A 12629-nucleotide genomic window follows, 5' to 3' on the forward strand; every position below is an offset into this window, starting at 1 on the left:
AGCACGAGGTCGGCAGCCTCGCGTTTGAATTCAGGAGTAAAGGAGCGGCGTTGTTTGGTCATCTGACACCTCGATCTGGCGAGCATTCTCGCCTAAATGGGTGTCCGGTTTCATTAGACCACTACACAATAGGGTTAGTGAAGAATGGGTCGGTGCTTTGTATTGGAGTTGCCTGTAAACAGCAAAAGCCCCTGAAATGGTTGAACACTTCAGGGGCTTTTTCGTTCCTGCCGTTTGAATATGACCAGTGCCGAGGCGTTCAATCGTAAGCGAACTGGTCAATCAATCCCAAGCGAGGCACATGAGTATCGGGCCGCAACAGCGCGCCAGGGGCAATGACGGCGTTTGCACCAATCTTGCAACCGTCTCCCACCAGGGCGCCGAATGTGCTCACTCCCGTCTCGATCACCTTATCCAGATAACGGATTTTGATTTGCGCCCCGTTCAGTTCGTTGCGGTAATTGGCAATGATCGCACCGGCCTCGATATTTACGGCCTCAGCGGGCATCAGGCCCGGGGTGGGTCATCGTTCGATGAATGCATTGATTTCAAACAGCGTCATGGCGTGTTATTCCGAAAAAGGTAACCGCAGATCTGCACGGCCCGAGCTAAAACGATAACGCTACTTTTTACCCTTCGATTTTGTCGACGGTTTTTTATCCGTTTCCCTCACCGTCTCCCTTGGCCTTTTCTTCGCCTCAGCTTCCGTCACGTATTCCCCTGTAACTGCATCACGATAGCGTGTTGGCATATAAAGCTCCCTGACAGTAGGTCGCCACAGCGGCGACAGGTTTGAGGCTAGCTCGCAGCCTTGCGCGCGCAAGTTTCAGGGCGGGCATTCTCTTTATCAGGTTTTTCCAGATCGAATACGTCTGCGGCCAAAACAAAAAAGGCCCGCCAAACTCATCGCCTGGCAGGCCTCTGCAAAAGCTAACGGTCAGGCTGGCTGCGCGACCAGTCGGTTACTGACATTCCTCCCCAGCACCAGCACCGTTACAAACCCGAAGCCCACCAGTACCGTGGCAAGACTCAACAACACCGAGTTGCCCATCTGATCAACGATCTGCCCGCCAAAGAAAGAGCCCAGCGCAATGATCACCTGAAACAGCGCGACAAACAGTGGCATGCCGCGCTCCACATCCTTGGGCGCCACCACGAACATCCAGATGCTGGAGCACGCCGGGAACGCGCCGAACGCGAAGCCCCACAGTGCGATCAGTAGCGCGGCGCCGGTCATGCCGGTGGCGAAGTGGGGGAACAGCGCGGTGCTGGTGCCGATCATCAGCGCGACCAGCAGCAGGGTATTGCGCACGCTGCGGTTGGCGGCGAAGCCAGCGAACACATTGCCCGCCACCCCGGCCACACCAAACAGCAGCAGCAACGAGCTGATGGTCTGCCCATCAAAGCCGGCACTGTATTTGAAAAACGGCGCGACATAAGTGTAGGCAGCAAAGTGCGCCAGCCCGATCAGCAGTACCGCAATCAGGCCCACCCGCGCCTGCGGGTTGTAAAACAACGCCGGCAGGTCACTGACACGAATCGCTTTTTCCGGATTGAGCCGTGGCAGCAGAAGCACCTGCGCCAGCAGCACCGGTACGCCCATCAGTGCGGTCACCAGAAAGGTCATGCGCCAGCCCATCAGGCCGCTGAGCCAGGTGCCCACCGGCACGCCCAGCACGGTGGCCAGGGTCACGCCCATCATGATGATCGACGTAGCCTTCGCCACGTCGACGCCCTTGGGCGCCAGGCGGCCACTGAGGGCGATGGCCGTGGCCCAGAAGCCGCCGATGCTTATGCCCAGTAATACACGCCCAAACAACAGCACGTTGAAATCACTGGCAAACGCCACGATGCCGTTGGCGATGATCATGATCAGCGTCAGGCTGATCAGCAGATAGCGACGGTCCATCGCGCCGATGCTCACTGACAGAAACGGCGCGGCAAGGGCAGCCATGATGCCGGGCAGGGTCACCATCAGCCCGGCGTGGCCGGCCGTGATGCCCAGGTCGCTGGCGACGTCGTTGAGCACGCCCACCGGGAGAAACTCACTGGTCACCAGGGCGAATGCGCCCACGGCAACCGACAGAATCGCCAGCCACTGCTGTTTGACGCTCTGTTGATTATGTTCGGGAAGGCCGCTGGAGGCCTGGCTGGCACTTGGCATGGTGTCGGATTCCAAGGATGAATGTCGCCTTTAGTCAGGCGGGGGGAGGGCTGCGGGAGGGGATTATAGAGATGACCGCCGACAAATCGGCAGGCGCTCGTTTCGATAGTCATCATCAGTGTGATCGATGTGATGCTTTGAGCACGAATTCTACCTTGGATATCAGGACTCTTTATTTCCGTTTTTTTCCCTCAAGTCCAAGCCTGTCAGGCCGAAACGCTGTCATACGATGTCGTATCCCTCCCCATGAGAGCCCTCAAAATGTCCCTTCGCAGCCTGTCCATCGCCCGCCGTGCCGGTCTGGGTTTTGCCTTGATTGCCTTGCTTGTGGCCCTGCTGGGCTTTTTCGCGCTGTCGAACATGGCGAGTATTCGCGCCCGGGCGGTGCAGGTGGAGAGTGGGCTGGTGCCGAAGATGCGGCTGGTGGCCGATATTCGCGAAATCATGCTGCGTATCCGCACGATTTCGTTGCGCATGGCGTTGGACACCAACCCGGCGAACCTTGCGATGTACCGCGGTCAGATGGACACCCGCAGCCAGGACCTGACCAAGAAGCTGGCCGAGCTCGACGCGTTGGTCGACACGCCTGAAGTGCGCGCGCTTTACGATCAGTTCCAGGTCTCGCTGCGCCAGTACCAGCAAGGGCTGTCGCAGTCGTTCGTGCTGGCCGACAAGCAGCAGGGCGCTGAACTCAACAAGTTGCTGCTGGTGGACATGAAAACCGTGGTCGATGGCTCCGGGGCCCAGCTCAACGCACTCGGCGACTATTACAACAGCCAGATCAACCAGCTGGGCCAGGCGGCAGAGGCGCAATACAGCCGCTCGCTCACCATGGTGTTCGGTTTTGTGATCCTGGCGGGGGTGAGCACGGTGGCCCTGGCCTGGTTGTTGACGCGCAGTATTGTCGGCCCATTGGGACAGGCCATGCGTGCTGCGGAAAACGTTGCACGCGGCGATCTGACCCAGACCGTCGAAGTCAGTGGCGACGACGAGGTGACCCGCTTGCTCGTCGCGTTGCAATCGATGCAAGGCAACCTGCGCGATACCTTGCAGCTGATTCGCCAGTCTGCGGTACAAGTGTCCGCCTCGGCCACCGACCTCAATGGCATCACCGACCAGAGCAGCCGCAGCCTGCAACAGCAAACGGCAGAGATCGAGCAGGCAGCCACGGCGGTCAACGAGATGACCTCGGCCGCCGACGAGGTGGCGCGCAACGCGGTTTCTACTTCCGAATCCACCAGGCTCTCCAATGAAACCGCGCGCGAAGGCCAGCACCGCGTCGGCGAAACAGTCAGCGCGATTCAGGCCCTGAGCAGCAACATCGGCGAAACCTCGAACCTGGTGCAGAACCTGGCCGAACAATCGCGGGACATCGGCAAGGTGCTCGACGTAATTCGCTCCATCGCCGAGCAGACCAACCTGCTGGCCCTTAACGCCGCTATCGAGGCGGCGCGTGCCGGCGAGTCAGGGCGTGGCTTCGCGGTGGTGGCCGATGAAGTGCGGGCGCTGGCCCATCGCACCCAGCAATCGACCCTGGAGATCGACCAGATGGTGACCGCCATGCGCACTGGCTCCAATGATGCGCTGGCGTCGATGCAGTCAAGCACCCAGCGCGCCACCGAGACCTTGAGCCTGGCCGAGGGCGCCGGTGGTGCCTTGAGTCGGATCACTGATTCGATCGATGAGATTCACCAGCGCAACCTGGTGATCGCCAGTGCGGCCGAGGAGCAGGCCCAGGTGGCTAAAGAAGTCGACCGCAACATCGTGAATATCCGTGACCTGTCGGCGCAGTCGTCCTCGGGCGCCGGGCAGGTCAGCGGTTCGAGCCAGGAGCTGGCACGCTTGGCGGTAGCGCTCAACGACGCCGTGGCGCGGTTTCGCCTGTAGTGCCTGGGGAGCGTCGGCCTAGACCCGACGCTCCATCCCCTGGCGAATTTTCTCCAGCAGCTCATCGATGTGAAACGGCTTGGTGATCAAGTCCATGCGTTCGCCCAGAAAGCTCTGACGATTGGCCGCATTTTCCGCATAGCCGGTCATGAGCAAAATCGGCAAGTCAGTGCGCAGCACGCGCGCATGGTCGGCCAGTTCACGGCCGGTCATATACGGCAGGCCGTAATCGGTCAGCAACAGGTCGATGCTCGGGTCGGCCTGCAGGATCACCATGGCCTCGTCGCCGTCGGCGGCCAGACTGCACTGGTAGCCGGCATCCACCAGCACTTCGGCGACGAAGCTGCGCACCGACGGCATGTCCTCCACGATCAGAATGTGCTCCCCCTTGCTCACCCCAGGTACCGCCACCAGCTTTGTGGCCAGCGTGGCCGGGCCTTCGGCGGCGGGCAGCATGATGGTGACTTCGGTGCCCTGGCGGGTGACGCTGCGGATCTGCGCATCGCCGCCGGACTGGCGTGCGAAACCGTAGATGGTCGACAGACCCAAGCCTGTGCCCTGGCCCACCGGCTTGGTGGTGAAGAAGGGGTCGAACACCTTGTCGATCACGCTGTGGTCGATACCCACGCCGTTGTCGCGTACCGACAGCGCAATATAGGGACCGTTTTCCAGCTTGAGGTTGCCATTGGAATACGCCGGGTAAGTGGTGACCCAGATGATGCCGCCCTGGGGCAGGGCATCGCGGGCATTGATCACCAGGTTGAGCACCGCGCTCTCCAGCTGGATCGGGTCCACCAGCGCCACCGCCGGGTTGCTGGTCAGCTCCAGCTTCAGGGCGATGTGTTCGCCAATGGTGCGCACCAGCAGCTCTTCGAGTGACCGGATGTGCGCATTGATATCGATAGGGCGCGTGTCCAACGGCTGCTGGCGGGCAAAGGCCAGCAGTCGATTGGTCAAGCCGGCCGCGCTGAGGGCCGAACTCAGCGCTGCATCGGCGTAGCCCAGGACCTTCTCGGTGCGCTGGCTCTCGATGCGTTTTTTGATCAGCTCCAGGCTGGTGATGATCCCGGTGAGCAGGTTGTTGAAGTCGTGGGCGATGCCCCCGGTGAGCTTGCCCAGGGCGTCCATCTTCTGCGCCTGCAACAGTTGCGCCTCGGTGCGCGCCAGTTGGCGCGCGGCATTGGCCAGTTCGGCCTGCTGATGGCGCTCGCGGTGGCGGTGCTCGGTCACGTCCTCCACGAACACCAGGCTCAGCTCGACACGGTTGTACGGCGAAATCTGCCACTCGGTCTCGCGCAATTCGCCATTCACGTTCAACTGCAGGGTGCCTTTCCAGCGCTCGCCGGCTGACAGGCGCTGGCACAGTTCGCCGATGACGGCACGCTGGCCGTCGGCAAAGCATTCGAGCAGGGCGTCGGGGTTGAGGTTGTCGTGAATCAACTGCGCAAAGGCGTGGTTGCATTCGTGGACTTTGAGCTGCGCATCCATTACTGCAATCGGCGCGCTGATATTGAAGAAAATCTCGCGAAAGCGCGCCTCGCTTTCGCGCAGCGCATATTCGGTGTCACGCACCCGCAGCAGGGTGCGCAGGGTCGCCAGCAGCACATCCGGGTCCACCGGGTGGATGAGGTAGGCATCGGCCCCCGCGTCCAGGCCGGTGATGATGTCGCCGGTCTCGATGGACGCCGCCGACACATGCACCACCGGCAGCAACGCGGTGGAGGGGTCGGCGCGCAGGCGGCGCACGATATCGAAGCCACTCATGTCCGGCAGGTTGACGTCCAGAATCAGCGCGTCGATTTTTTCGCGGGCGATAAGGTCCAGCCCGTCCTGGCCAGTGCCGGCTTCCAGCACCTGGCCATAGTGACGCTCCAGGCGGCGGCGCAGGGCATAGCGCGTGGCGGCGTTGTCGTCGACGATCAGTAATCGAATGTCACGCTTCATCGACAGTCTCGTTTTCGATGGACAGAGGAATGATCACGTAGAACAGCGAGCCCACGCCGGGCGTACTTTCCACGCCCACGCGTCCGCCCAGCAATTCAGCGAAACGCTTGCACAGCGACAGGCCCAGGCCGGTGCCGCGCAGGCGTTTTTGCAGCGGCGAGTCGATCTGCGAAAAGTCTTCGAACAGGTTGTTGTGCAGCTCGGCGGGAATGCCCAGGCCCGTGTCCAGCACCGCAAAGCGCATCTCGCGGTCGTTCTCCATGCGAGCCGACACCCGCACCTCGCCTTGCAGGGTGAATTTGAGCGCGTTGGAGATGAAGTTGCGCAGGATCTGCGCCAGCTTCTTGTCATCGGTATACAGCTTGGGCAAGCCGGCGGGCTCTTCAAAGATCAGGTCCACCGACGAGGCATCGACGATGGGCCGGAACATTCCGCGCAGCGCCGAGAACAGATCGAACATGTCGAACCAGGCCGGCGAGATGGAAATACGCCCGGCCTCGATCTTGGCCAGGTCCAGCAGGTCATCGACCATTTCCCGCAGCTCGCTGGCGGAGCTGCGAATGAACCCGACCTGAGTGTGTTGCTCAGGGCTCAGCGGGCCATCGAGTTCATCCACCAGCAGGCTGGTGATGCTCAGGATCGAACCCAGGGGTGTGCGAAATTCATGGCTCATATACGACAGGAAGCGGCTCTTGAGGTCCGATGCCTGGCGCAGTTGGTCGGCCTGCATGTCCAGCTCGGCATACAGCGCCAGCACGCCCTGGTTGGTCTCTTCCAGTTCGGCGCGCAGGGCGTCGCCTTCCAGGCGCAGGCGTTTGACTTCATCGGCGAGGGAGGCAGTGGTTTCAGCCATTGATGGCCTCCAGGGCAATCACGAACACGGTAACGTCATCCCGGCCGCGACAGAAATCACGGTGCAGAATGGCGGCGATCAGGGCCGGATGGCGGTGCACCAGGCCCGGGTAATCGGCAAGGTTCCAGCGTGACTGCAAGCCGTCGCTGTACAGAATCAGCAACTGTCCGGTCACTTGAGCGTAGTCGAAGGGCTGGGCCTTGCGAAATTGCACGCCGACGATCCCAGGGTGCGAGGCCAGCCCCCGAGGCTTGCCATGGCCGATCAGGCTGGCGCCGATGTTGCCGATGCCGGTGAAGCGCAGGGTGTCGGCCGAGGCATCGTATTGAGCAATCGCCATGGCGCCGCCGCGGGTGCCGCTCATGCCCACATGCAGGTCGTTCATCAGCACGGTCGGGTCGAGAAACGCATCCTGCGCGAACACCGCCTCACCGGCCTGCGAGGCGCGCTCGGCATCAATGCCATGGCCCAGGCCATCAGCCACCATCACGCTGAAGCGTCCCGGCTCGACCATCAGGTGCCAGGCATCGCCGCAATGCGGGTCGTCGTGCAACGAATGCTGGCTGACCCCGTAACGGATGTCGCGAGCCGTCGAGGCTCGCGGATACAGGCGCGCGAGCATCGCCGTGCCACGCGAATCGGCATGTACATCGAACACCTGGGCCAGGCGCGAAATCGCGCCCATGCCGATGCCCTGGGTGCCGCTGGTGGAAAAACCGTCCACCAGGCAGTTATCCAGGTCGAAGCCCTGACCGCGGTCCACGGCGATCATCTCCACGCCGCCGTTGCCGGTGGCGCGCAGGTGCAACTGGCCGTGATTGGCATGCTTGAGGATATTGCTGGCAAGCTCGGTGGCCACCAGCGCCACGCGCCCGGCGTCGGTTTCGTCAAAGCCCAGTTGCTCGGCCAGCAGCTGCGCCGTGCGGCGCGCGTAGCCCACCTGACTGACGTCCTCGACCCCTAGCACCTGGGTCAGTGCACTGTGGATATTCAGGACCATCGGGTGATCGTCACGCGGGTGCCTTTACCCGGCGCGGTCTCCAGTTCGAATTCATCCACCAGGCGCTTGGCACCGGTCAGCCCCAGGCCCAGACCGCCACCGGAGGTCCAGCCATCGGTCATCGCCAGCTTGAGGTCGGGAATGCCCGGGCCTTCGTCACGAAAGGTCAGCCGCACGCCGGGGCGCAGGTCTTTTTCCAGCACCTCCCAATCCATATAGCCGCCACCGCCGTACACCACGGTGTTACGCGCCAGCTCGCTGACGGCCGTGACCAGCTTGGTCAGATCGATCAGGCGCATGCCGCATTCCTGGGCCAGCTTGCGTACCAATTGTCGCGCCAGCACAACGTCCTGTTCGATCAGCACGGGATGCGTGCCGCTGCTGGCTTCGGTCATGAGTGTTCAACCCGGTCGCGCAGCAATTTCATGCCGCGCTCCACATTCAATGCGGTGGCCACGCCCGGCAGGTTCATGCCCAGTTCCACCAGGGTGATGGCCACGGCCGGCTGCATGCCCACCAGCACCGTCTGGGCGTCCATGATGCGCGACAGGCCCGAGATGGTGCCGATCATGCGGCCGATGAACGAGTCGACCATGTCCAGCGCCGAAATATCGATCAACACACCGCGCGCCGAGGTGCGGCTGATGCGTTCCGACAGGTCGTCCTGCAGGGTCAGCGCGAGTTGGTCGTGCATGTCCACCTGGATGGTCACGAGCAGAAACTCGCCCATCTGCAAAATAGGGATGCGTTCCATGCTCAGACTGCCTTGCTGATGTTGACGCCCAGACGCTTGAGGGCCAGCGCCAGAGCGTCGGCCAGGTTGGCCTTGGTGACGACGCCTTGCAGGTCGAGCCCCAGGTGCACGATGGTCTGGGCAATTTGCGGACGCACGCCGCTGATGATGCAGTCGGCGCCCATCAGGCGGATCGCGGTAACGGTCTTGAGCAGGTGCTGGGCCACCAGGGTGTCCACGGTCGGCACGCCAGTGATGTCGATAATGGCGATTTCCGAACCGGTGTCGACGATGCGCTGCAGCAGCGATTCCATCACCACCTGGGTGCGTTGCGAATCCAGGGTGCCGATCATCGGCAGGGCCAGCACGCCGTCCCACAACTTGACCACCGGAGTGGACAGCTCGAGCAGTTCTTCCTGCTGGCGCTTGATCACCGCCTCACGGGATTTCTGGAAGGTGCGGATGGTGTGCATGCCCAGGCCGTCGAGCAGTTCGGACACTTCCCATAATTGCTCGGCCAGTTGCGCGCCGTCGTTGGCGTATTCGCGCTGCAGCAGGGCGAACACCGGGCCCTTGAGGGCGAAAATGAAGCTGGCGGTCTGCTGGGAATCCTGGCCGACCAGTGCGCGGCTGTGGGACAGTTTCTCCAGGAACAGCCGGGTCTGTGCCCAGTTTTCGTGATTGATGTTTTGCGAGCCGCCGTTATGCAGGGCGTCGGCGAGCAGGTTGAGGAAGTCGCCCGTCTGTTGCTTGACGTCGTCCCCTTTGAGGTTGCGTGTGGCGCCCGTGGCCTCCAGGCTGTGCGTCCATTCGTTGAGCAGGTCAATGCGATTGTCTTGCAATGCCTGGACTGTTTTTGCCTGCAGAGTTGCCACGGGTAATCTCCTTTAAGCCATGAATAAAGTGATGGCAATTTATACTAAATTGCATCGCTCGGAACCTTTTTCAGCGAATCTGACAGCAACGCCCCGGCCGGGCTGACTGCGCGTGAACCGTGCCTGTAAGGTAGTATCGCGGTTCACTTTGAACCAGCAGCCGACCCGTGATCATCAACTTCGACCTCAACGACCTCCAAGCCTTCCGCGCCGTGGTGGACAAGGGCAGCTTTCGCGGCGCCGCCGAGGCCATCCGTATCTCGCAACCGGCCCTCAGCCGGCGCATCGAAAAACTCGAGTCGGCGCTGGCGGTCAAGCTGTTCGAGCGCACCACGCGCCGCGTCAGCCTGACCATGGTCGGTCGCGCGTTCCTGCCGCAGGTCGAGCGCATGCTCGACGACCTCGACATCGCGCTCATGGGCATCAGTAATGTGGCCTCCACCCGCATGGGCAACGTGACCATCGCCTGCGTGCCGTCCACGGCGTACTACTTCATGCCTCACGTGATCTCCGAATTCCACAAGCTGTACCCCAAGATTCGCCTGCGTGTGCTCGATGCCAGTGCCGGCGAGGTGTGCAATGCGGTGGAAAGCGGCGAGGCGGATTTTGGCGTGAGTTTCAGCGGCAGCCTGGCCGATGAGGTGGAGTTCGAGCTGTTGCTGCAGGAGCGCTATGTGCTGGCCTGCCGGCGTGATCACCCGTTGGCCGAGCGCGACAGCGTAAGCTGGGCCGAAGCCTACGAGCACGACTACATCACGGTGGACAAGACCTCGGGCAACCGCTTCCTGCTGGACCAGGCCCTGCGTGGAGTGCGGGTGAAAAAACCGAGCATCTGCGAGACCCACCACGTGACCACGATGATCGGGCTGGTGGAGGCGGGGTTGGGCGTTGCGATGGTGCCATCGATTGCGATGCCGGCGTGCGAGCACCCGATTCTGGTGAGCGTGCCGCTGGTGGAGCCGCAGGTGATGCGCAACGTGGGCTTGATAAAACGCCGCGGGCGGACATTGCCGCCAGCGGCGCTGGAGTTGGAACGGTTGGTGCGGGAGATGCCGTTTCGGTCAGCGTGACACCGAGTCCAGGCCGGTGGATTGCACCACCGGTTGCGCCTCGGGGGAGGCGAGGAATTTGAGCAGCGCCTTGGCCTCGTCCTTGTGTTCGGCGTTGACCGGAATGCCAGCGGCAAAGCGCGTGACCGACTGCACGTCTTCCGGCAGCTTGCCGACAAAGGTCACGCCCTTGACTGGCAACAATTCCGCCACCTGCTGCAAGCCCACTTCGTAATCACCCTTGGCCACCTGTTCAGCCACTGGCGCGCGTTCGATCATCGTGCCCTTGGCCGGCATGCCGAGTTTCTTGAACAGCTCTTTCTCGACATACACGCCGCTGGCGCTGTCCGAGTAGGCCACGGACTTGGCCTTGCTCAGCACGGCCTTCAGGTCTGCATCGGTGTTGATCACCGGCTTGGCCGCGCCTTCCTTGACCACCAGGCCGATGCGCGAGTCCGCCAGCTCCACGCGGGAGGCCGGGTCAACCTTGCCCTGTTTGATCAGCTCATCGAGCGCGTAGCCGACCATGATCACCACGTCGGCGTGTTCGCCACGGGCCAGGCGGTTGGGAATCGCTTCCGGCGCCTTGCCCATGGACGGGCCGAGGATGGTGTCGAGGGTGTCGCCGCTTTGCTTGGCGTATTGCGGGCCGAGCAATTTGTAGGCGGCGGTGAAGCCGCCGGAGGTCATCACCTTGAGTTGTTCGGCCTGGGCCGTCAGCGCCAGGGCACTGAGGGCCAGGGCGGTCAGGGTTTTAGAGAGAAACGTCATTACACCGCTCCCTGCATCACTTGCCCGCGGGCATTGGCGCGACGATAGAGCGCCAGGGTCGAGCACAGCGCACACAGCGCGGCAAACATCATCCAGTAGGCCGGCGAGGCCTTGTCACCAGTGATATGGATGAACCAGGTGGAAATCGCCGGGGTGAACCCGCCGAAGATCGCGGTCGCCAGGCTATAGGCCAGGGAGAAGCCCGCCACGCGCACTTCCACCGGCATGATTTCGGTCAGCGCCGGAATCATCGCGCCGTTGTACATGCCGTAGAGGAAGGAGAACCACAGCAGGGTTTCCAGCATGTGCGCAAAGCTCGGTGCGTTGACCACGTAGGACAGCGCCGGGTAAGCGGTAAGCACGGTCAACAACGTCATGGCCAGCAGCACCGGCTTGCGGCCGAAGCGGTCGCTCAAGGTGCCGCCGATCGGCAGCCAGATAAAGTTGGAGATCGCCACCAGCAAGGTCACCAGCAGGGCGTCCGAGGTGCTCAGTTGCAACACGGTCTTGCCGAACGTTGGCGCGTACACCGTGATCAGGTAGAACGCAGTGGTGGTCATGGCCACCATCAGCATGCCGCCGATAACCACGGTCCAGTTCTTCACCAGGGTCGCCATCACTTCACGCATGGTCGGACGATGCGTGCGGTTGGCGAACTCTTCGGTTTCCTGCAGGTTGCGACGCAGGATGAAGATGAACGGGATGATCACGCAGCCCACGGCGAACGGAATGCGCCAGCCCCAATCGGCCACCACTGCAGGTTCCATCCACACATTAAGGCCGTAACCCAATGCAGCGGCGACCACGATGGAGATCTGTTGGCTGCCCGACTGCCAGCTGGTGTAGAAACCCTTGCGGCCCGGCGTTGCCATTTCCGACAGGTAAACCGACACGCCGCCCAGTTCCGCACCGGCCGAAAAGCCTTGCAGCAGACGACCCAACAGCACCAGCAGCGGCGCCCACAGACCGATGGTCTGGTAACCCGGTACCAGCACGATCAACAGCGTGCCGCTGGCCATGATCGAGAGGGTCAGGATCAAGCCTTTGCGGCGACCCACATCATCGATATAAGCACCCAAAATAATCGCACCGAGCGGGCGCATCAGGAAGCCGGCGCCGAATACGGCGAAGGTCATCATTAATGAGGCGAACTCATTGGCGGAGGGGAAGAACGCGGCAGCGATGTAGGTGGCGTAGAAGCCGAACAGAAAGAAGTCGAACTGTTCGAGGAAGTTACCCGAAGTAACGCGAAAAACCGCGCCAACTTTCGAGGAGGCAGAGGCGGGCCGGGAAGGGCTTGTCATGGTTTTGTGTCTCCAGCGTTCTTTTTAAAGTGCTTGTTTCGCTTAAGAC

The 12629-nt window shown here is 61.9% G+C and carries 12 protein-coding genes and 2 pseudogenes; 4 read left to right on the forward strand and 10 right to left on the reverse strand.

The genetic code is table 11. The annotated features are described in order from the left end of the window. Window positions 1-269, forward strand: a 269-nt coding sequence (locus TU75_RS27870; RefSeq protein WP_211267968.1) for a hypothetical protein, incomplete at its 5' end; no start/stop codon positions are given. Here TU75_RS27870 and TU75_RS12260 read toward each other — a convergent pair. Together TU75_RS12260 and TU75_RS12265 are read right to left on the reverse strand one after the other, a co-directional pair. After that, a pseudogene (locus TU75_RS12260) lies at window positions 260-499 on the reverse strand (LbetaH domain-containing protein); the annotation flags it as partial. The gene TU75_RS27870 and the pseudogene TU75_RS12260 sit on opposite strands and share 10 nt — an antisense overlap. A 438-nt stretch (window positions 500-937) precedes the next feature. Beyond that, the gene (locus tag TU75_RS12265; RefSeq protein WP_060549077.1) at window positions 938-2164 is read right to left on the reverse strand and encodes an MFS transporter; all 1227 of its coding nucleotides are present in this window, start codon (window positions 2162-2164) and stop codon (window positions 938-940) included. Window positions 2165-2425: 261 nt separating this feature from the next. Between TU75_RS12265 and TU75_RS28545 the strand changes: the two are divergent. Together TU75_RS28545 and TU75_RS28550 are read left to right on the forward strand one after the other, a co-directional pair. Then, a pseudogene (locus TU75_RS28545) lies at window positions 2426-3196 on the forward strand (MCP four helix bundle domain-containing protein); the annotation flags it as partial. Next, entirely contained in the window at window positions 3188-4051 is an 864-nt protein-coding gene (locus TU75_RS28550) for a methyl-accepting chemotaxis protein (protein WP_413469468.1), read from the forward strand. The pseudogene TU75_RS28545 and the gene TU75_RS28550, both read left to right, overlap by 9 nt. Window positions 4052-4069: 18 nt before the next feature. Here TU75_RS28550 and TU75_RS12275 read toward each other — a convergent pair whose 3' ends face one another. From TU75_RS12275 to TU75_RS12300, 6 genes are read right to left on the reverse strand one after another with little or no spacing between them, the layout of a single operon-like run. Next, entirely contained in the window at window positions 4070-5995 is a 1926-nt protein-coding gene (locus TU75_RS12275) for a response regulator (RefSeq protein WP_060549079.1), read from the reverse strand. After that, the gene (locus TU75_RS12280; protein WP_003233967.1) at window positions 5985-6848 is read right to left on the reverse strand and encodes a sensor histidine kinase; all 864 of its coding nucleotides are present in this window, start codon (window positions 6846-6848) and stop codon (window positions 5985-5987) included. Before TU75_RS12280 ends, TU75_RS12275 begins: the two co-directional genes overlap by 11 nt. Next, window positions 6841-7848: an ATP-binding protein gene (locus TU75_RS12285; RefSeq protein ID WP_082630382.1), complete on the reverse strand. Its 1008-nt coding sequence runs from the start codon at window positions 7846-7848 to the stop codon at window positions 6841-6843. The genes TU75_RS12280 and TU75_RS12285 overlap by 8 nt, the downstream gene beginning before the upstream one ends. Then, complete coding sequence (locus TU75_RS12290; RefSeq protein ID WP_003233971.1) at window positions 7839-8243, reverse strand: anti-sigma regulatory factor; 405 nt, start codon at window positions 8241-8243, stop codon at window positions 7839-7841. Before TU75_RS12290 ends, TU75_RS12285 begins: the two co-directional genes overlap by 10 nt. Continuing rightward, entirely contained in the window at window positions 8240-8602 is a 363-nt protein-coding gene (locus TU75_RS12295) for an STAS domain-containing protein (RefSeq protein WP_003233973.1), read from the reverse strand. Before TU75_RS12295 ends, TU75_RS12290 begins: the two co-directional genes overlap by 4 nt. Before the next feature lie 2 nt (window positions 8603-8604). Next, window positions 8605-9456 (reverse strand): STAS domain-containing protein, encoded by an 852-nt coding sequence (locus TU75_RS12300; protein WP_003233975.1) that lies wholly within the window; start codon window positions 9454-9456, stop codon window positions 8605-8607. Window positions 9457-9623: 167 nt separating this feature from the next. On the opposite strand from TU75_RS12300, the gene TU75_RS12305 reads away from it, so the two are divergent. Continuing rightward, window positions 9624-10526, forward strand: a complete 903-nt coding sequence (locus tag TU75_RS12305; protein ID WP_015371496.1) for a LysR family transcriptional regulator — start codon at window positions 9624-9626, stop codon at window positions 10524-10526. Here the strand turns inward: TU75_RS12305 and TU75_RS12310 are convergent. Both TU75_RS12310 and tcuC read right to left on the reverse strand, forming a co-directional pair. After that, window positions 10518-11276 (reverse strand): substrate-binding domain-containing protein, encoded by a 759-nt coding sequence (locus TU75_RS12310; RefSeq protein WP_015371497.1) that lies wholly within the window; start codon window positions 11274-11276, stop codon window positions 10518-10520. The two genes, TU75_RS12305 and TU75_RS12310, sit on opposite strands and share 9 nt — an antisense overlap. Further along, window positions 11276-12580: an MFS transporter gene (gene tcuC / locus TU75_RS12315; RefSeq protein WP_060549080.1), complete on the reverse strand. Its 1305-nt coding sequence runs from the start codon at window positions 12578-12580 to the stop codon at window positions 11276-11278. The genes TU75_RS12310 and tcuC overlap by 1 nt, the downstream gene beginning before the upstream one ends. Between the last annotated feature and the right edge of the window lie 49 nt (window positions 12581-12629).

It is taken from the genome of Pseudomonas poae, assembly GCF_001439785.1.
GTDB lineage: Bacteria > Pseudomonadota > Gammaproteobacteria > Pseudomonadales > Pseudomonadaceae > Aquipseudomonas > Aquipseudomonas poae.